The following is a 16,623-nucleotide window of genomic DNA, read 5'->3' on the forward strand; positions in this document are numbered from 1 at the left end:
CCCTCCTAGCGGTCCACGTCCCCCATCACGGGGTCAAGGCTTGCGATGATGGCCACCATGTCCGGCACCTGTTCCCCCTTACAGGCGTAGGGGAGGCTTTGCAGGTTGACGAAGCTCGGGGCCCGCACCTTCACCCGGTAGGGCATGCTCCCCCCGTCGGAGACGATGTAGTAGCCGAGTTCCCCCCGGGCCGACTCCGTGGGCACGTACACCTCCCCCTTGGGGGGGTGAAAGCCCTCGGTGTAGTGCTTGAAGTGGTAGATGACCGCCTCCATGGAGGTCTCCAGGAGGTGGCGGGGGGGCGGGGTGATCTGGGGGTTGGGGTCGCGGATGGGCCCGGGCTCGAGGCGCTCCAGAGCCTGCTCTATGATCTTCACCGACTCCCGCATCTCCCGGATGCGGATGATCATCCGGTCAAACACGTCCCCGTGCTCCCCCAGGGGCACCTCAAAGCGGTATGTCTCGTAGCCCGCGTAGGGGTAGGCCTTGCGCACGTCGTAGTTCACCCCGCTCGCCCTCAGAGACCCCCCGGTGAGGCCGAGGTGGATGGCCACCTCAGGGGGAATGACCCCCACGCCCCGGGCCCGTTCGTGGAAGATGGGGCTTTCGGCGAAGAGGGCCTCGTACTCGTCGATGCGGTGGGGTAGGACCTCGAGGAGCTTCTTGAGCTCGGGGACGAACTCCTCGGGCAGGTCCTCCTTGACCCCGCCGATGCGGATGTAGTTGTGGTGGAAGCGCTGGCCCGTGACCCACTCGAAGAGGTCCAGGATGGTCTCCCGCTCCCGGAAGGCGTAGAAGAAGGGCGTGAGGGCCCCGAGGTCCAAAAGCCCCGTCCCCAGGAAGACCAGGTGGCTGGCCAGGCGGGAGAGCTCGTTGAGGATGACCCTTATGGTCTCCGCCCTGGGCGGCACCACGGCCCCCACCAGCTTCTCCACGGCGAGGGCGTAGGCCAGGTCGTGGGCGAAGGAGTGGAGGTAGTCCATCCGGGGCGTATACGTGATCACCTGCGTATACGTCCGGTGCTCCATGTTCTTCTCAAACCCCGTGTGGAGGTAGCCGATGTGGGGGACGAGGTCCAAGACCTCCTCGCCCGAGAGGGTGACCACCACGCGAAGCACCCCGTGGGTGGAGGGGTGCTGGGGCCCCACGTTCAGGGTCATGACCTCGGTGCGGAGTTCTTTGGGTTCCTCCACCACCTGGGGGTCCAGGTCCAGGTAGTCCTTCATTTGACCTCCTTGGCCTTGACGAGGTCGGCCCAAAGCGCCTTGTAGCCCTTGCGGGCTCCCCCCCGGTAGGTGGTGAGGCCGGGGTCTTGGCCGGTGAGGGCGGCCCGGAACTCGCTCGGGATGATGTACCGCCCCTCGCGGAAGAGGGTGGGGGTTTCCCCTAGGGGGAAGTCCTTGCGCAGGGGGTGGCCCTCGAGGTCCTCCGGGGTGAGGATTTTGCGCAGGTCCGGGTGGCCCTCAAAGACGATGCCGAAGAGGTCGTAGACCTCCCTTTCCAGGAAGTTCGCGCTTCCCCAGAGGTCGGTGACCGTGGGGAGCCTCGGGTCCTTCTCGGGCACGTAGACCCGGGCGAAGAAGCGGCTTCCGTCCCCGTCCTTCCACCCGGGGAGGGAGACCAGCTCGTAGACCACGGCGAAGCGCTCAGGCTTCTTCTCCGGGTAGGTCAGGTAGTCCAGGCCCACGATGTCCGCCAGGTAGTTGAAGCCCATCTCCTTGTAGCGGGCCATGGCCTCCTTGAAGCGCTCCTTTGGCAGGACCACCCAGAGGTTGCCGAGGCCGTTGTCCTCCACGGGGTAACCCTGGGCCCTGGCCTCCTCCAAGACGCGCTCAAGCCGCATGCCTCACCCCCTCGCCCGCTTCCAGGCCGCCACCGGGGGGAGCTTCTCTCCCCGCTCGTTGTAGGCCTGGCCCCGCACCTTCTTCTGGAGTTGCATCACCGCGTAGATCAGGGCCTCGGGGCGCGGGGGACATCCCGGCACGTAGACGTCCACGGGCACCACCGAGTCCACGTTCTGCACGATGGCGTAGTTGTTGAACATCCCGCCCGAGCTCGCGCAGGCCCCCATGGAGATCACCCACTTGGGGTCGGGCATCTGCTCCCAGACCCGGCGCATCACCGGGGCCATCTTTTTGGATAGCCTGCCGGCCACGATCATCACGTCCGCCTGGCGGGGGCTTGCCCGGAAGACCTCGCTCCCGAAGCGGGCTAGGTCGTTTCGGGCGTCCGTGGAGGCCATCATCTCTATGGCGCAACAGGCGAGGCCGAAGGTGGCGGGCCACAAGGAGTTGCTCCGCCCCCAGGCCACCAGCTTCTCCAGGGTGGTGAAGAGGATGCCCTCCCGCTCCAGCTCCTGCACGTCCCTTTCGAAGAGGTCCTTCAGTGCCACCGCATCACCCCCTTCCACCACTCGTAGAGGAAGCCCACGAAGAGGAGGAGGGTGAAGCCCAGGGCCCCCCAGAACCCGTAGAGGCCAAGCCCCCCCGCGCTCACCGCATAGGGCCAGAGGAAGGCCACCTCCACGTCAAAGAGGATGAAGAGCATAGCCACCACGTAGAAGTGGACGGGAAAGCGCCGCACCTCCCCCGCGGGGTCGTTCCCCGACTCGTAGGGCATCAGCTTGGCCCTGCCCGGCTTCTTGGGACCCAGGAGGGCTCCCACCAAGAGGGCCGCTACCCCGATGAAGAGGGCCACCCCCAGATAGATGAGGACGTTCACATACTCCGCAATCGGCGCCAAGGTCCCCTCCTTTCGTGCATCTCTTCACGAGGTGGGAGCCCAAAACCCCACGGCCCCCCCTCATTTCCCGCCCATCTTACCACCCTCCTTTCCGGGCAACAGGGGTGGGCTACACCGGGGAGGGGGCTAATCGGTGTAAGGAGCTTACTTATCAGGGAATGAAAACCTACACGCCTGTGTAGAGAAGCTCCTTCAGGCGGCGAAACTGGTCCAGGTCCAGGCTTTCCCCCCGCACCTGGGGGGGAAGGCCCAGGGACCCCAGGGCCGCCTCCACCCGCTCCTTGGGGTAACCCGCGGCCAGGAGAGCATTCCTTAGGGTCTTGCGCCGCTTAGCGAAGGCGGCCTCTATGACCCGGAAGAGTTCCGGGTCGTCCGGCGTCCCCTTTGGGGTGAGGCGCACCAGGCTGCTCACCACCTTGGGCGGGGGGAAGAAGGCGCCCGGGGGGAGGTCAAAGAGCTTCTCCGCCTCGGCGTGGTGGGCCACCCGCAGGGAGAGGAGGCCGTACTGGGGGGTGCCGGGCCGGGCCACCATGCGCTCCGCCACCTCCTTTTGCACCAGGAAGACCAAGCGGGCGAAGCGGCCCGTCTGTAAAAGCCGGGTGACGAGGGGCGTGGCCACGTTGTAGGGGAGGTTGGCCACGAGAAGGCTTCCCTGGGGCACCTCCTCCCAGGGGTAAAGGAGGGCGTCCTGGAAGACCAGGCGCACGGGGAAGCCCTTAAGGGTCTCCTCCAGGACCGGCTTCAGGCGGAGGTCCTTCTCGATGGCGGTGACCTCCGCCCCGGCCTCGAGGAGGGCCCGGGTAAGCACCCCGAGGCCCGGGCCCACCTCGAAGACGGGTCCCGTAAAGGGCTTGGCGGCCTCCACGATGCGCCTCAGGTAGGCTTCGGACACCAAGAAGTTCTGGCCAAACCGCCTGTCGGCGAAGAGGCCGTGGCGCAGGAGCAACGCCCGCACCTCCTTGGGCGAGGTGAGCCTAGGCATGGGGGAGGCGCTTGATGAGAAGGCGCAAGGGTTCCTCCTCGGGAAAGAGTTCCAGGTACTGCCCCAAGTCCAGGGCGTCGATGAGGGCGAAGCGCTCCTTGAGGAGGATGCCGTCTTTCATGGGGATGTGCCCGTACACGCCAAAGCGGTGGCCCATGCGCTCCACGTAGTCCGGGGTGCGGAACCACCAGGTCTTGGGCTCGCTTTGGGCGTAGAAGAGGTCATCGTACTCCTGCAACCAGGGCACGGGGCCCACGTGGGCGAAGTGGACCCCGAGGAGGGAGACCTCCCGGGGGAAGCTGGCGAACCAGGCCTTTAGGGCCTCGGGCAGGGGCTTGCCCCCGTGCTCGGGGTGGAACTCCAGGTGCTTGAGCTGGCGGTTGCCCAGGAGGGGTTCCCCCTTGAGGGCCGCCTCGTCGTGGTTGCCGAGGAGGATGGTCACGTGGCCCGCTGCCGCCTCCTGAAAGGCCTTGAGGCGGAAAAGCTCGCGGATTTGCCAGCTGGCCGCCAGGCGCAGGTGGGCGGGGTCGTGGGGGTCAAAGGGGGTCAAGCCGGTGAGGCGCTCGTAGTCCCAGAGGGTCTTGGGGTGGACCAGGTCCCCGAGGAGCACCACCCGGGCCCTTCCCGAGCGTAGCTCCTCGCTGGGCTTAAGGCCAGGGTCCGCCAGACCCTCTGCCTTGAGGATGCGCCAGAGGGCGGGAAAGTTTCCGTGGAGGTCTCCGACGGCGATGACCCTCATCCCTTGAGCAGGGCGCGGAGCTCCCCGTAGAGGCGCTTGGTTTCCTCGGGGGTTCTGCCGTACCCCCCGTACTTGGTGACGATCCGGGCCGCCTCTTTCCCCATGCCCTTTTCCTTGAGGCGCTCCATGAGCTGGTCGATGAGGCGGTAGGCCTCGGGCTTTCCCTCCTCCTGGGCTTCCCCGCCTTCGGGTTCGGGGAGCTTGGGGGGAGTAAACCGGCCCCTTTCCGCATCGTAGTCCACCCACTGCTTCTCCAGGCGGTAGAGGTAGCGCCCCACCCCGAACTTCACCGCCGCCCGCTTCAGGGCATCGGAGAAGGCGGCCTTGAGGGAATCCCCCTCCCCCACGTCCTCCTTGCTTACCCCCAGGACGGTGAGGCGGCACCTCACCTCGCAAAGCCGCTCCCGCCGCTCGCCCCGCTCGTCCTTGACGGTGCGCTCCTGGTCGGAAAGCACCTCGTAGGTATCCTGCCAGCCCTCGGGGCCCACGGTGCGGTCCAGGCGGTCCAAGACGGTGCGGGCGTCCACGTAGGGCACCACCAGGGCCCGCTTCTTGTCCCGGGAGAGGGCCTCCACGCGCCACTGCACCTCCTCCGGGGGGAAGGGTTCGGCGAGCTTTTGCCAAACTTCGTCCATGCTTAAAGTGTACTTTAGCCTGCACTCACGGGGGTAGGGGGGCTTTGGGCTAAGCTAGGGGCATGCGCTGGGTCTGGATCCTACCCCTCTTGGTCTCGGCCTGGGCCTTGGAGGTGCGCCTCACCGCCACCTTTTCCTTTGACCTCTTTCCCCATGCGGTGGTGGTGGAGCAGGTGGCGGAGCCCCGGGGCGTGGTGGTGGTCTACAGCTATTCGCGGCCCGAGGCCATCTTCCGCTATCACGATGAGGACCTCCGCCGCCGGGGCTGGGTGCGGGTGAAGTACGAGGTCAAGAAGGACGAGTGGAAGGCGGAGTACCGCAAGGGCAAGGCCAAGGCCAAGCTTTCCGTGAAGGACCAGAAGGGCCGGGTGGAGGTGCGGCTCAAGGAAGGGGACTAGACAAGGCCATGGCCCCTTGCTACCCTAGAGGGCGCGTGGGGCCGTGGCGCAGCTGGGAGCGCGCCTGAATCGCACTCAGGAGGTCACGGGTTCGAGTCCCGTCGGCTCCACCAGGAAACCTCCCGCCTCTAGGCGGGAGGTTTGGTTTTTCCGCTCAGTAGCCCGTGGAGGAGCGGGGGTTCAGGAGGGGAGCGAGGCCCTGGGGGGCCACCTGGCCCCGCTGGGGTGCCACGTAGTTGAGGGGTAAGGGCGTGGGGTCTATGGTGGCCACCGCCGAGAGGACCTTGGAGTTGGTGGAGTCGTAGTAGAGGGGGTAGTCGTTCGGCCCAGGCACCAGCACCGAGGAGCAGGCCATGGTTACGTTCGTCATGCCCTGGGTGATCTGGTGAGGGCGCAAGGAGGCCTGGGGCAAGGTGTTGTAACCGCAGTCCACCGCCTGGCCGGTGTTGGTCATCACGGCCCCCATCTTGCCCAGGAAGTCGTTCTCCAGGGTGATGGCGTCGTAATAGCCCTGCCACTCGCCGATGAAGACCACGCGCCCCCCTTCGTCGGCGAACTGTTTGAGCACGTTGATCTCCGCGTTGGTGAAGGTCTCGCGGGGGTTCCAGAGGAAGATGACCTTGACCTCGAGGGGCAAGGCGGTGATGGATCCCTGGGTGGAGTTGAGCTCCTCAATGGTGAAGCCCTCGCCTTGGATCACGTTCCGGAACGTGGCTAGGCCCGCATCGCTACACTCCCCCGTGCCCCCGCACACGGAGTTGCGGCCCCGGTCAAAGAGCACCTTGGTGCCTGCGCCCCGGGGGCCCGCGGTGGTGTAGTTCACCAGGTTGCGGGCCATGAGCTGGTTGTTGGGGTTGGCCATGGCGGTGTTGTCAAAGGGGTTGATGTCGTTAAACACCACGATGTCCTTGCCGGGCGGGGGTGGGGTGTTCTGGCAGGCCTGGACCGTGTACTCCAGATGGCCCTGGCCCTCGGCGAAGCTGTAGCCTGGGCTCAGGAGAAAGGCGTGGCCGGCCACGTGGAGGCTGTCCCCGGGGTTGGTGCCCAGGTCCGCCAGGGGGAAGGCGTAGGTGAAGGTGTCCACGTAGGGGTCGTGCACCGCCTGGGCGGGGTAGCTCCACCAGCCTCCGGGGGCTGCGGTGCCCGCATAGGCGTGGCTTTCCGTGAGCTGGTAAGGGGAGACCCCGGAAAGCCGCACGAAGAGGGTGTCCGCGGTATTCCAGACCAGGATGCCCCCCTTCGGGCCCATGGCGGCCTTGGCCACCTCGCCGCAGGCCTGGGCGGGGTCGCCCCCGGCATCGTCCCGGGGGCCCGGGACCACCATGTTGGGAACCACGCCTTGAGGGCCGGAACAAGCCCCCAGGGCTGCCAGCAATGCTAGAGCGCTTAGACGCCAATACCCGGGAATACCCATTTGAATCCGCCTCCAATCCGGTCCCGAGGGACCTAGACCAGTTTAGACGGGGGGCAGCGTTACAGGAGCGTTACCCCGTTACAGGCCAAGGAGCCACCCCACGAAAGCGTTCACCACGTCGTTTTCCCCGAGGAGTTCGGGATTTTCCAGAACGGCCTGGTAGAAGGCCCGCACCAGCTCGAGGGTGGGGCTCCTGAGGAGGTCTTGCACGCTTCGCCCCTGGTAGGGACCCTTGTCCAGGGGGGTGGTAAACCGGGGGGCGGTGGCCAAGGGGGCGGCCTCCTTAAGGGCCTCTAGGGTCCGCTCCAGGAGGAGCTTTTCCCCTTCCGGCCCCAGGGCCTCCTTGGGGGTGAGGAGGGCCTGGCCCGAGAGGTCCCGCGCCTCGAGGCCCAGGGCGTAAAGCCTGCGGGCGAGGCTCGGTGGGCCCACCTCCAGGGGCAGGAGGGCCTTAGCCTCCCCGTAGCGGACCTCCAGGGTGTACCGCCCGGGTTCGGGAAGGGTGACGGCGGGGGCCACCGCCTCCAGGCGGGCGGTGAGGGGGGGGAAGCCCAGGGGTTTTTCCCCCCGCGCCAAGGTTTTCCCTTCCTGCCAGAGGAGGGTTTCCAGGTTGCCCCGCTCCAGGTAGGGGAGGCCTTCCAGGCGCACCTCGGGGAAGACGGCCTCCCCCGCGCGGAAGGGCCGGGCCTCCAGGTCCCCGGGGATAAGGGTGAGCTTGGCCACCTCCAGCCGGAGGGTCCTTTGGCCGAGCTGCGAAAGGGCCCGCCTTGCGGCGAGGGCCGCGGGGTGCTTGGGGTGGGCCTCCAGGAAGGCCTGGTAGAGCTCCCGGGCGGGCAGCCCCGCCCGTTCGGCCAGGTAGGCCCGGAAGTAGCGGGCGAGGGGTTCTTCCCGCCCCTCCAGGTCCTTCAGGGCCTCCGGGAAGTCCTCCCCCTCGTCCAGGCGCAAGGCGCGGTCATAGGCGGCCTTGGCCCCCAGGAAGTCCCCGTAGATGGCCCTGAAAAGCCCCAGGTTGTAGAAGGCGGTGGCGTTCGGCTGAAGCCGCACCGCCCGCTCCGAGGCCAGGAGGGCCCGGGGAAGGTCCCCCGTGAGGTAGTAGGCCCAGCCCAGGTTGGTCCAGTAGAGCCAGTAGTCGGGGCGGAGCCTGAGGGCGTGGAGGAGGGCTTCCTTGGCCTCAGGGCCCTTCCCCTCGGCGAAGGCGGCGAAGCTCACCTCCTCCCAGGCCAGGGGAAGCTCGGGAAAGGCCTGGGCCAGGGCGCGGGCGCTTTCCTGCCAGCGGGGGTCCTCCAGGGCCCTTAGGACCAGGTGGGCGGCGGTCCTCTCCAAGACGTCCCCTTCCCCTAGGCTTTTTGCCGCCTCGAGGGCCTCTTCCCGCTTCCCCTCGGAGAGGAGGGCGAAGGCCCGGTAGGCGGGGGGAAGCTGGCCCTGCCAGAGGAGGAGGAGCCTTTTGGGCAAAAGCCCCTCCAGGAGCCCGGCCCCCCGCCCCTCCCTCAGGTCCAAGGCGGACCGGTGCAGAGGATCGGGGTCTTGCCCCTGGGCCAGGGCGCGCAGGCGTTCCTCGGAAAGGGTGGGGGAGGGGAGCGGGCGGAAGAGGGGGGCCAGGCCTTGCCCCTGGAGCCAGAGCCAGGCCAGCCCCGGGGTAGGGAAGAGGCCCTCCTTTACCCCACCAGCCCGGGCCAGGAAAAGCCTGAGGCCCCCTTCTTCCTGCCGCCCGAGAAGCACCCAGTCCGCCCCTGTGGCGGCCTGGGCCAGGCGGGCTCCCGCCTTGGTGTAGAGCCCCCCCGCCAGGTCGTAGCTGCCCCGCCAGGGCAAATCGGGGAGGACCAGGGCTAAGGCCGTGGGGGGAGGGGCCCCTAGCCCTTGGGCGAAGGCCTGGGCCAGGCGGTAGCCCTCCGCCCCCTGGAAGGGCAGGACCAGGCCCTGGGCCAAAGCGCCCGACAAGAGGAGGAGAAGGGGAGCCAGAAAGCGCCTCATGGGGGCATTCTAGTCCTTTTCCCTGAGGACCATGTAAGCGAAGCGGAAAAGCCGCGGGGCCCGCTTCCAGCGCTTGGGGTCCAGGCCCACCCGCAAAAGCCACTCCAGGCCCAGGCGCTGGGCCCAGAGGGGGGGTCTTTTGGCCTCCCCCGCCAACACGTCCAAGGTGCCGCCCACCCCCATGGCCACCCTCGCCCCGAGCGCTGGCTTGTGGCGGTGGATGAAGACCTCCTGGCGCTCTCCCATTCCCACCAGGAGGAGGTCTGGGGCCTTGCGCCGGATCTCCTCCACCACCGGGCCTTCCTCCTGGAAGTAGCCGTGGTGGAAGCCCACCACCTCGGCCCCCAGGCGCCCGGCCTCCAAGGCGGCCCGCTCCGCCACCCCGGGCCTGCCCCCCAGGAGGTAGACCCGGATCCCGGGAAAGCGGCGAAAGAGGGCCAGGGTGAGGTCCACGCCCGTGACCCGCTCCCGGAGGGCCAGGCCGAGGCGCTTTCGCACCGCCCAGAGGATGCCCACCCCGTCCGGGGTGACCAGTTCCGCCTCCCAGATGGCCCGGCGCAGGGCCGCGTCCTCCCGCGCCCGCACGGCGATCTCCGGGTTTAGGGTCACCACCTGGTGGGTCTTCTCCTCCCGGAGGAAGCCCGCGATGCGCTCAAGGGCCTCCTCCATCCCCACGGGGTCTAAGGGCAGGCCGAGAAGCTCTAGGCGCTCCATGCCACGAACCTCTGGGCGTAGCGGTCCTGGGTGAGGCCGAAAGCCTCCTTGGGGAAGAAGCGGACTCCGGCGAGCCTCGGCACCACCGGGTCCACCCCGATGAGGCTGGCCCGGGCCAGCTCCTCTGTGCGCCCCTCCTTGTGGAGGGCCTGGCCCTCCCAGCTTTGGAAGAGGGCCTCCTGGGGGTCGGGGAAGGCCTTGAGGAGGGCGGTGGCCAGGGAGGGGATGGCCTCGGGGCAGAGCCGCTTGAGGAGGAAGCCGGCGGCCACCAGGGCGGAGAGGAGGGGTTCTTCGCTCCCGGCGGGACGGAGGGTGGGGGCCTTTAGGGTCCGGGCCAGGGCCAGGGCGGCCGTGGCGTTGCGCAGGTTGGCCAGGTACACCTCCTCCTCCCCGGGGAGGAGGCTTCCGTTCAGGATGGGGGCCACCAGGACCGCCCGTTTCCCCTCCACCTCGGCCCCTTCCAGGTCCACCAAGGAGAGCCGGCCGTGGAACCCCTCGGGGGGAAACCCCTCCACCTCGCCCAGAAGGAGGGTCTCCCGGCCCATTTCCTCGGCGAGGAGCCGCGCCACCTTGGGGCCAGGGGCTACCCAGACCTCCTTGGCCCCCCGGGCCAGGAGGAGGCTGAGGACGCTTCCCGCGGGCAGGACCTCTAGCACTAGGAGGGGGCCAGGGGTGGGCCGCAAGCACAGGTCAACCCGGCACACCCCGCCATGATACCCTAGCCTGGGCGTATGCGGCTTAAGGACTTGGGCGAGCGGGCCCTTCTAAAAAAGCTAGCCCCTTTGGGCTACCCCGAGGGGGCCCCCTTGCCCCCGGGGGATGATGCCGGGGGGGTGTGGGCGGAGGGGGAGGCCTGGCTCCTGAAGACGGACGGCTTCCTCTACCGGGAGGTGGCCCTAGAGGGCATGGGGCCCTTTGAGGTGGGCTTCCGGGGGGTGGCGGCCACCGCCTCCGACCTCCTCGCCAAGATGGGGCGGCCCCTGGGGTTTACCCTGGGGCTCTTTCTGCCGGAGGACCTGGAAGAGGCTTTCGTTCTGGAGATGGTCCAGGGGGCGGCGGAGGCTGCAGGGCGGCTTGGGGCCTTCCTTCTGGGGGGGGACACCAACGCCGGGGGGGAGGTGGCCCTCACCGTCTCCGGCCTGGCCCGGACCCGGGCGCCCTTGCCCCGGAAGGCCCTCCCCGGGGACCTCCTCTACCTGGCCGGGGACCGGTGGGGGAGGGCGGGAGCCGCCATAGGGGCCCATTACCAGGGGCGCTCTCTGGAAGAGTTTCCGGAGATTCGGAAGGCCGCCTTCTATCCCCTGCCCCGCCTGGAGCTTTTGACTCTTTCCGGCCTGCTTCGGGGAAGCCTGGACTCCTCGGATGGCCTGGCGGAAACCCTTTGGCAGCTTGCGGAGCTCGGGGTGCGGGTGGAGGTGGAGGCCCTTCCCCTTTACCCCGATGTCCTGGCCTTCGCGGGGAGCGAGGAGAAGGCCCTGGAGTTCGTCCTCTACGGGGGCGAGGAGTTTGAGGCGGTCTTGGTGGTGCCGAGGGAGGAGGAGAAAAAGGTGCGCGCCAGGGCGGAGGCGGCGGGCCTTCCCCTCTTCCGGGCGGGGAGGGTTCTGGAGGGGGAAGGGGTCCACTTCCGCGGGACGCCCCTTCCCCGGAAGGGATACGCCCACTTCTGATGCCACCCCATGCCGGCGCAGGCCGGCATGGGGGGTAAAAAGTCCTGGTGGGGATTCCCGGTGGCAACGGGGCGAACGTAATAAAGGGTTATGAAGGGTACGCGTTAGGGAGGGGGAAGAAGCCAGCGGGTCTCCTCCCGGAGGACGCGGGCCAGGCGGGGGCTTCTTTGGGGCAGGCCTTTCCACTCCTCCAGGGTGTAGACCAGGGCCTCCGTGGGCACGGGAAGCTCCTCTAGGGGAAGCTCCAGGGGGCGCTTCCAGGGGGGGAGGGGGGAGCGCGCCACCAGGAGGAGGAGGTCCAGGTCGCTTCCCACCCCCGCCTCCCCCCGGGCGTAGGAGCCGAAGTAGCCCGCGGCCACGAGCCCAGGGATAGGGTGGCGGGCGAGCCAGGCCTTCAGGGCCTCCTCCACCTCGTCCCGGCTAGGCCATCTGAGCACGGACGAACCCAAGGATCTCACGGGCATGGCCTATGGCCTCCTCGCTCTGCAAAGGCCCGTAGTGCTCCGCCGAAGGCCCCTCGGGGAAGGCGTCGGGGTAGCGGGTGGGGATATAGAGCCCATCCAGATAGCGGGCCTTTTCCACCAGCTCCTGGGGCACTTGAAGGGGAAGCTCCTTCAGGAGCCGGGCCACAAGGCGCCCCCAGGCCTCCTGGCCCAGGTGGAGGTGGAGGGCCTTGACCGCCTTCTCGGCCGCTTGCTGGGCGGCGAAGCAGGCCCATTCGTGCCTTCCTGCGCCCTGGGCGATCTCGGCCATCTCCAGGTCCTTCTCCGCCTGGAGGAGCCAGTCCCGGGCCCGGTTCATGCCTTGAGTTTACCGCTATACTCGGGGCATGCGGGCCTTCAAGGCGCACCTCCGGGGCCTTACCCCTTACCCCTACAAGAAGGTGGAGGCCCCGGTGAAGCTGGACCAGAACGAAAGCCCCCTTGACCTCCCGCAGGCCCTCAAGGAGGAGGCCTTGAGGCGGCTTGGGTCCATTCCCTGGAACCGCTACCCCGAGATCCACGCCGAGGCCCTGCGGCGGAGGCTTTCCGCCCTTCTGGGCTGGCCCGAGGAGGGGATCGTCCTCGCCCCCGGCTCCAACCTCCTCATCCTGGCCTTGGCCCTGGCGGCGGAGGAGGTCTTGGACCTTTCCCCCTCCTTCCCCCACTACGCCCACGCGGCCAAGGTGGCGGGGACGCCCTACCGGGCGGTGCCTTTGGAGGAGGGGTTCGCCCTTCCCCTGGAGGGGCTCCTTTCCGCCTTCACGGGGGGGGTGCTCTTCCTCCCCAACCCCCACGCCCCCACGGGGGCCCTCTTCCCGGAGGAGGCCCTTTGGGCCCTGGCGGAAAGGGCCAAGGAGGTGGGGGGGCTCTTGGTGGTGGACGAGGCCTACCGGGAGTTTGCCGGAACGGACCATAGCGCTTTGGCCCGGGAAAACCCCCACGTGGCCCTCCTTCGCACCTTTTCCAAGGCCTTCTCCCTGGGGGGGGTGAGGGCCGGGTACCTCCTGGCGAGCCCGGAGGTGGCGGAGGTGGTGCGGGAGGTGCTTCCCCCCTTCGTGCTCCCCGCCCACACCGGGGCCATCCTGGAGGTGGTCCTGGAGAACCCGGGGTACGTGCGGGAGGTGGTGGAGGGCGTCAGGCGGGAGCGGGAGCGGACCTACGCCGGGCTCCTAAACCACCCCACCTGGCGGCCTTACCCGAGCCACACCAACTTCCTCCTGGTGAAGACCCCCGATGCCGAGGAGGCCTTCCGCCACCTCCTCGCCCAGGGGGTGCTGGTGCGGCGGCAGGACCGCTACCCGGGGCTTGCGGGGTGCTTCCGGGTCACCATCGGCCTGAGGGAGGAGATGGACGCCTTCCTGAGGGCGGCCTTCGGGGTGGCCTATGCGTGAGGCCACCGTGGAAAGGGCCACGGCGGAGACCTGGGTCCGGCTCCGCCTGGGCCTGGACGGGCCCCCGGGGGGAAAGGTGGCCACGGGCCTTCCCTTCCTGGACCACATGCTCCTCCAGCTCCAGCGGCACGGCCGCTTCCTCTTGGAGGTGGAGGCCAGGGGGGACCTCGAGGTGGACGTGCACCACCTGGTGGAGGACGTGGGCATCGCCCTGGGGATGGCCTTGAAGGAGGCCCTGGGGGACGGGGCGGGGCTGGAGCGCTACGCCGAGGCCTTCGCCCCCATGGACGAGACCCTGGTGCTCTGCGTCTTGGACCTCTCGGGAAGGCCCCACCTGGAGTACCGTCCCGAGGCCTGGCCCGTGGTGGGGGAGGCGGGCGGGGTGAACCACTACCACCTGCGGGAGTTCCTGCGGGGCCTGGTGAACCACGGGCGGCTCACCCTCCACCTGAGGCTCCTTTCCGGAAGGGAGGCGCACCACGTGGTGGAGGCGAGCTTTAAGGCTTTGGCCCGGGCCCTCCACAAGGCGACCCGGCGCACGGGGGAGGGGGTCCCCAGCACCAAAGGGGTGCTTTGATGCCCCCCCATGCTGGCTTGCGCCAGCATGGGGGCCCCGGCAAAAGCTCCCTGAGGGAGCCTCCCCGGGCCAGTCGGACGAAGGAAACCGGATGATGCCCCCTTTGGGAGTGAGGATGAAGGCGCTGCTCATTGACTACGGCTCAGGCAACCTGAGAAGCGCCGCCAAGGCCCTCGAGGCCGCGGGGTTTGACGTGGCGGTCTCCCAGGACCCCAAGGCCCGCGAGGACGCGGACCTCCTCGTCCTCCCCGGCCAGGGCCACTTCGGCCAGGTGATGCGGGCCTTCCGGGAAAGCGGCTTCGTGGAGCGGGTCCTCCGCCACCTGGAAAGGGGCCTGCCTTTCCTCGGGATCTGCGTGGGCATGCAGGTGCTCTACGAGGCCAGCGAGGAGGCCCCCGGGGTCAGGGGCCTGGGCCTGGTTCCGGGGGTGGTGCGCCGCTTCCTCCGGGGCCGGGTGCCCCAGATGGGCTGGAACCAGGTGGAGTTCCAGGGGGCCTTCGCCTCCCTCACGGGCCGCCACTTCTACTTCGCCAACTCCTACTATGGCCCCCTCACCCCCTCCTCCTTGGGGGTAGGGGTGTACGAGGCCACCCCCTTCACCGCCCTCCTGGCGCGGGAGAACCTCCTCGCTCCCCAGTTCCACCCGGAGAAAAGCGGGCGGGCGGGCCTGGCCTTCTTGGCCCTAGCCCGCCGCTACTTCCAGGTCCTCTAGGCGTACGAGCCGCCCCTGGGCCCCCAGGCCCGTGGCGGCCAGCGCCCCCGCCAGGTTGGCCAGGCGGGCCGCCTCCACGGGCTTTTTGCCCGAGAGGATGGCGTGGGCGAAGGCGGCGGTGTAGGCGTCCCCCGCCCCCGTGGAGTCCACGATGTCCTCTATGGGGAAGGGTTCCACCAGCTCTTCCCCTTCCGGGCTCACCACGATGGAGCCCATGGCCCCCACCTTGACGGCCATGTGGGTGAAGCCCTCCTCTCGGAGCCGGGCCACCCCCTGGGAGAGGGAGGTCGTGTTGGTGAGGGCCAGGAGCTCGGTCTGGTTCATGAGGAGCCAGGTGACCCCCCGGAGGTACTTGAGGAGTTCCCGCCCGGCCGCCCGTACCGCCCCCGTGCCCAGGTCGGCGAAGATGGGCATCTCCCGCCGTCTTCCCGCCTCGAGGACCTCCACCGCATAGCTCCGGCTGGGCCCTCCCACCAGGGCGTAGGCGGAGAGGACCACCGCGTCCGCCTGGTCCAGGTGGCGGGGCTTGAAGAGGGAGGGGTCCAGGTAGCGGCTGGCCCCTTCCGCGCTCACCATGGCCCTTTCCCCTCCCGGCACCACCAGGATGAGCACGGAGCTGGTGGTGTGCTCCGGGTCCTCCTGCAGGTGGCGGAGGTCCACCCCCACCTCCCGCACCCGGCTCAGGGCCAGGTCGGCCAGGGGGTCCTGGCCCACCCGCCCGGCCAGGTAGACCCGGTGGCCCAGGCTCGCCAGCTGGGCGGCCAGGGTGCCCCCGGCTCCCCCGGGCTTCATGAGGGCCCGGCGGGAGGGGAGTTCTTCCCCGGGTTCGGGTATCCGCTCCACGAAGAAGAGGAGGTCCACGGAAACGTCTCCCAGAACAAAAAACCGCATCTTGCCCCCTTTCACCGACACCAGGGATTTGCCCTCACTATAGCGCAAGGGCCCCGTTGCTTTGCCCCCAAGCTTACCGCCCCATTATGAGAGAAGAATAACAAGCCCCCCTACGGGGGCCAGGGCGGGCCTTGCGGGGTTTAGAACCTGCGGTCCACCACCAGGCCGCCCTCGAGCTCCGCCACCAGCTCCGCCTCGTCCACCCGGAGGCCGGTGGCCTTTTGGATGGCCTCGAAAAGCCCGGGGGGGACCTTTTCCGCCTTGAGCCTCAGGATGAGCTTGTCGGTGCCCTCCAGCTTCCTCTCCACCACCACCTGGAACCCCCTGGGGTCCAGGCCGAACCCCCCCAGGATGGGGGCGAGCTCCGTGGGGTAGAGCTTGACCCCCTTCACCTTCACCATCTGGTCCGTGCGGCCGAAGACCCCCCGGGGGAGCACGGTGAGCCCCTCCCGGCGCTCGGCGATGGCCAGGTCCCCGGTGCGGAACCGCACCATGGGCATGAGGGTGCGGCTCAAGGCCGTGACCACCAGCTCCCCCTTCTCCCCGTCGGGGACGGGCTTCAGGGTCTCGGGGTCCAGGACCTCCAGGACGGCCATCTCGGGGATTTCCCAGAGGCCGTCCTTCTCCGGGCGCTCCCCGGCCACGATGCCGAGCTCGCTGGTGCCGTAGGCGTCCAGGGCCACCCCGCCCAAGGCGGCCTCCACCCGCTCCCGGAAGCCAGGCACGGAGGTGAAGGGCTCCCCGCCCGCCAAGAGGAGGGGGAACCGCCCCCCCGCCTGGCCCACCTTCAGGGCGAAGGAGGGGTTGGTGACCAGGACCTCAAAGCCGTAGGCCTGGCCGATCTCGGCGATGCGGGCGGCCTCCCCGGGGCCGTGGGGGAGGACCAGGTTCCCCGCCCGCCAGAGGGCCTGGTGGAAAAGCCACCCCCCGGCGAAGACGTGGTAGCTGAAGGCCACCAGGACCCTTTTCCCCACCAGGCCCATCCGGCGGTAGTGGGCCGCCAGGGCCTCCGCCTGGTAGCGGAGGTCCTCCTGGGAGAGGTACTCGGGCATCCAGCCCAAGGCGGGGCTTGGGGTGAGGTGCATGAGGCTCGCCCCTTCGGGGGGCCTGGGGTTTTCCTTGAGGAAGGCCACCCACTCCTCCCGGGTGGTGAGGGGAAGGTCCTTAAGGGCCTCGAGGGTCAGCTCCTGGGGATCAACCCCCTTGAGCTTTTCCCGGTACACCGGGTGGGCTTGGGCCCGCGCTACCACTTCTCTAAGCCTGGCGAGACGGTCCACGGTCAACCTCCTTGGCTTCGCCCAGGATTATACC

General features: G+C 68.8%; 20 protein-coding genes and 1 tRNA gene. 6 read left to right on the forward strand and 15 right to left on the reverse strand.

Translation table 11 applies throughout. The features are described from left to right. Positions 1-5 precede the first annotated feature (5 nt). The 7 genes from nuoD to ACYQ0J_RS03190 form a co-directional block, all read right to left on the reverse strand. The gene (gene nuoD / locus ACYQ0J_RS03160; protein ID WP_460170722.1) at positions 6-1,226 is read right to left on the reverse strand and encodes an NADH dehydrogenase (quinone) subunit D; all 1,221 of its coding nucleotides are present in this window, start codon (positions 1,224-1,226) and stop codon (positions 6-8) included. Further along, positions 1,223-1,843, reverse strand: coding sequence for an NADH-quinone oxidoreductase subunit C (locus tag ACYQ0J_RS03165; RefSeq protein WP_460170723.1), 621 nt, complete (start codon positions 1,841-1,843; stop codon positions 1,223-1,225). Before ACYQ0J_RS03165 ends, nuoD begins: the two co-directional genes overlap by 4 nt. A 3-nt stretch (positions 1,844-1,846) precedes the next feature. Then, complete coding sequence (locus ACYQ0J_RS03170) at positions 1,847-2,392, reverse strand: NuoB/complex I 20 kDa subunit family protein (protein WP_460170724.1); 546 nt, start codon at positions 2,390-2,392, stop codon at positions 1,847-1,849. Continuing rightward, positions 2,383-2,742, reverse strand: coding sequence for an NADH-quinone oxidoreductase subunit A (locus ACYQ0J_RS03175; RefSeq protein ID WP_460170725.1), 360 nt, complete (start codon positions 2,740-2,742; stop codon positions 2,383-2,385). Before ACYQ0J_RS03175 ends, ACYQ0J_RS03170 begins: the two co-directional genes overlap by 10 nt. 166 nt (positions 2,743-2,908) lie before the next feature. Further along, a complete protein-coding gene (rsmA, locus tag ACYQ0J_RS03180; protein WP_460170726.1) occupies positions 2,909-3,724 on the reverse strand; it encodes a 16S rRNA (adenine(1518)-N(6)/adenine(1519)-N(6))-dimethyltransferase RsmA in 816 nt (271 codons plus the stop codon). After that, complete coding sequence (locus ACYQ0J_RS03185; protein WP_460170727.1) at positions 3,717-4,463, reverse strand: metallophosphoesterase; 747 nt, start codon at positions 4,461-4,463, stop codon at positions 3,717-3,719. Before ACYQ0J_RS03185 ends, rsmA begins: the two co-directional genes overlap by 8 nt. After that, the gene (locus tag ACYQ0J_RS03190; RefSeq protein ID WP_460170728.1) at positions 4,460-5,098 is read right to left on the reverse strand and encodes a Rad52/Rad22 family DNA repair protein; all 639 of its coding nucleotides are present in this window, start codon (positions 5,096-5,098) and stop codon (positions 4,460-4,462) included. The genes ACYQ0J_RS03185 and ACYQ0J_RS03190 overlap by 4 nt, the downstream gene beginning before the upstream one ends. A 62-nt stretch (positions 5,099-5,160) precedes the next feature. Between ACYQ0J_RS03190 and ACYQ0J_RS03195 the strand changes: the two genes are divergently transcribed. Together ACYQ0J_RS03195 and ACYQ0J_RS03200 are read left to right on the forward strand one after the other, a co-directional pair. Beyond that, positions 5,161-5,496 (forward strand): hypothetical protein, encoded by a 336-nt coding sequence (locus tag ACYQ0J_RS03195; RefSeq protein WP_460170729.1) that lies wholly within the window; start codon positions 5,161-5,163, stop codon positions 5,494-5,496. A 37-nt stretch (positions 5,497-5,533) separates the two neighbouring features. Then, positions 5,534-5,609 (forward strand) — tRNA-Ala (locus ACYQ0J_RS03200). Positions 5,610-5,650: 41 nt separating this feature from the next. Here the strand turns inward: ACYQ0J_RS03200 and ACYQ0J_RS03205 are convergent. The 4 genes from ACYQ0J_RS03205 to ACYQ0J_RS03220 all read right to left on the reverse strand — a co-directional run bounded on the left by ACYQ0J_RS03205 (position 5,651) and on the right by ACYQ0J_RS03220 (position 10,296). Then, positions 5,651-6,820, reverse strand: coding sequence for a motility-associated ABC transporter substrate-binding family protein (locus ACYQ0J_RS03205; RefSeq protein ID WP_460170730.1), 1,170 nt, complete (start codon positions 6,818-6,820; stop codon positions 5,651-5,653). A 168-nt stretch (positions 6,821-6,988) separates the two neighbouring features. Further along, positions 6,989-8,878 carry a tetratricopeptide repeat protein gene (locus ACYQ0J_RS03210; protein WP_460170731.1) on the reverse strand — a complete coding sequence of 630 codons (1,890 nt, stop codon included), beginning with the start codon at positions 8,876-8,878 and terminating at the stop codon, positions 6,989-6,991. A 9-nt stretch (positions 8,879-8,887) separates the two neighbouring features. Further along, a complete protein-coding gene (locus ACYQ0J_RS03215; protein ID WP_460170732.1) occupies positions 8,888-9,592 on the reverse strand; it encodes a WecB/TagA/CpsF family glycosyltransferase in 705 nt (234 codons plus the stop codon). Next, positions 9,580-10,296, reverse strand: a complete 717-nt coding sequence (locus ACYQ0J_RS03220) for a 2-phosphosulfolactate phosphatase (protein ID WP_460170733.1) — start codon at positions 10,294-10,296, stop codon at positions 9,580-9,582. The genes ACYQ0J_RS03215 and ACYQ0J_RS03220 overlap by 13 nt, the downstream gene beginning before the upstream one ends. 27 nt (positions 10,297-10,323) lie before the next feature. Between ACYQ0J_RS03220 and ACYQ0J_RS03225 the strand changes: the two genes are divergently transcribed. Then, positions 10,324-11,259: a thiamine-phosphate kinase gene (locus ACYQ0J_RS03225; RefSeq protein ID WP_460170734.1), complete on the forward strand. Its 936-nt coding sequence runs from the start codon at positions 10,324-10,326 to the stop codon at positions 11,257-11,259. Positions 11,260-11,363: 104 nt separating this feature from the next. Here ACYQ0J_RS03225 and ACYQ0J_RS03230 read toward each other — a convergent pair whose 3' ends face one another. Both ACYQ0J_RS03230 and ACYQ0J_RS03235 read right to left on the reverse strand, forming a co-directional pair. Continuing rightward, positions 11,364-11,723 carry a nucleotidyltransferase domain-containing protein gene (locus ACYQ0J_RS03230; RefSeq protein ID WP_460170735.1) on the reverse strand — a complete coding sequence of 120 codons (360 nt, stop codon included), beginning with the start codon at positions 11,721-11,723 and terminating at the stop codon, positions 11,364-11,366. Next, positions 11,680-12,060, reverse strand: coding sequence for a HEPN domain-containing protein (locus ACYQ0J_RS03235; protein ID WP_460170736.1), 381 nt, complete (start codon positions 12,058-12,060; stop codon positions 11,680-11,682). Before ACYQ0J_RS03235 ends, ACYQ0J_RS03230 begins: the two co-directional genes overlap by 44 nt. A 28-nt stretch (positions 12,061-12,088) precedes the next feature. On the opposite strand from ACYQ0J_RS03235, the gene ACYQ0J_RS03240 reads away from it, so the two are divergent. From ACYQ0J_RS03240 to hisH, 3 genes are all read left to right on the forward strand, one after another. Next, positions 12,089-13,132: a pyridoxal phosphate-dependent aminotransferase gene (locus tag ACYQ0J_RS03240; RefSeq protein WP_460170737.1), complete on the forward strand. Its 1,044-nt coding sequence runs from the start codon at positions 12,089-12,091 to the stop codon at positions 13,130-13,132. Next, positions 13,125-13,709, forward strand: coding sequence for an imidazoleglycerol-phosphate dehydratase HisB (gene hisB / locus ACYQ0J_RS03245; protein ID WP_460170738.1), 585 nt, complete (start codon positions 13,125-13,127; stop codon positions 13,707-13,709). Before ACYQ0J_RS03240 ends, hisB begins: the two co-directional genes overlap by 8 nt. 115 nt (positions 13,710-13,824) lie before the next feature. Beyond that, positions 13,825-14,421, forward strand: a complete 597-nt coding sequence (gene hisH, locus ACYQ0J_RS03250) for an imidazole glycerol phosphate synthase subunit HisH (RefSeq protein ID WP_460170739.1) — start codon at positions 13,825-13,827, stop codon at positions 14,419-14,421. Here the strand turns inward: hisH and ACYQ0J_RS03255 are convergent. Together ACYQ0J_RS03255 and ACYQ0J_RS03260 are read right to left on the reverse strand one after the other, a co-directional pair. Next, complete coding sequence (locus ACYQ0J_RS03255; RefSeq protein ID WP_460170740.1) at positions 14,392-15,312, reverse strand: carbohydrate kinase family protein; 921 nt, start codon at positions 15,310-15,312, stop codon at positions 14,392-14,394. The two genes, hisH and ACYQ0J_RS03255, sit on opposite strands and share 30 nt — an antisense overlap. Before the next feature lie 140 nt (positions 15,313-15,452). Next, positions 15,453-16,589 (reverse strand): phenylacetate--CoA ligase family protein, encoded by a 1,137-nt coding sequence (locus ACYQ0J_RS03260; protein WP_460170741.1) that lies wholly within the window; start codon positions 16,587-16,589, stop codon positions 15,453-15,455. Positions 16,590-16,623 lie beyond the last annotated feature (34 nt).

The organism is Thermus sp. FJN-A, from assembly GCF_054655095.1.

What these genes read in the sequence shown, in the direction of transcription:
- nuoD (WP_460170722.1), bottom strand. Translation starts at nt 1,226, where the DNA reads ATGAAGGACTACCTGGACCTGGACCCCCAGGTGGTGGAGGAACCCAAA.
- ACYQ0J_RS03165 (WP_460170723.1), bottom strand. Translation starts at nt 1,843, where the DNA reads ATGCGGCTTGAGCGCGTCTTGGAGGAGGCCAGGGCCCAGGGTTACCCC.
- rsmA (WP_460170726.1), bottom strand. Translation starts at nt 3,724, where the DNA reads ATGCCTAGGCTCACCTCGCCCAAGGAGGTGCGGGCGTTGCTCCTGCGC.
- ACYQ0J_RS03185 (WP_460170727.1), bottom strand. Translation starts at nt 4,463, where the DNA reads ATGAGGGTCATCGCCGTCGGAGACCTCCACGGAAACTTTCCCGCCCTC.
- ACYQ0J_RS03190 (WP_460170728.1), bottom strand. Translation starts at nt 5,098, where the DNA reads ATGGACGAAGTTTGGCAAAAGCTCGCCGAACCCTTCCCCCCGGAGGAG.
- ACYQ0J_RS03195 (WP_460170729.1), top strand. Translation starts at nt 5,161, where the DNA reads ATGCGCTGGGTCTGGATCCTACCCCTCTTGGTCTCGGCCTGGGCCTTG.
- ACYQ0J_RS03205 (WP_460170730.1), bottom strand. Translation starts at nt 6,820, where the DNA reads ATGGTGGTCCCGGGCCCCCGGGACGATGCCGGGGGCGACCCCGCCCAG.
- ACYQ0J_RS03210 (WP_460170731.1), bottom strand. Translation starts at nt 8,878, where the DNA reads ATGAGGCGCTTTCTGGCTCCCCTTCTCCTCCTCTTGTCGGGCGCTTTG.
- ACYQ0J_RS03215 (WP_460170732.1), bottom strand. Translation starts at nt 9,592, where the DNA reads ATGGAGCGCCTAGAGCTTCTCGGCCTGCCCTTAGACCCCGTGGGGATG.
- ACYQ0J_RS03225 (WP_460170734.1), top strand. Translation starts at nt 10,324, where the DNA reads ATGCGGCTTAAGGACTTGGGCGAGCGGGCCCTTCTAAAAAAGCTAGCC.
- ACYQ0J_RS03230 (WP_460170735.1), bottom strand. Translation starts at nt 11,723, where the DNA reads ATGCCCGTGAGATCCTTGGGTTCGTCCGTGCTCAGATGGCCTAGCCGG.
- ACYQ0J_RS03235 (WP_460170736.1), bottom strand. Translation starts at nt 12,060, where the DNA reads ATGAACCGGGCCCGGGACTGGCTCCTCCAGGCGGAGAAGGACCTGGAG.
- ACYQ0J_RS03240 (WP_460170737.1), top strand. Translation starts at nt 12,089, where the DNA reads ATGCGGGCCTTCAAGGCGCACCTCCGGGGCCTTACCCCTTACCCCTAC.
- hisB (WP_460170738.1), top strand. Translation starts at nt 13,125, where the DNA reads ATGCGTGAGGCCACCGTGGAAAGGGCCACGGCGGAGACCTGGGTCCGG.
- hisH (WP_460170739.1), top strand. Translation starts at nt 13,825, where the DNA reads ATGAAGGCGCTGCTCATTGACTACGGCTCAGGCAACCTGAGAAGCGCC.
- ACYQ0J_RS03255 (WP_460170740.1), bottom strand. Translation starts at nt 15,312, where the DNA reads ATGCGGTTTTTTGTTCTGGGAGACGTTTCCGTGGACCTCCTCTTCTTC.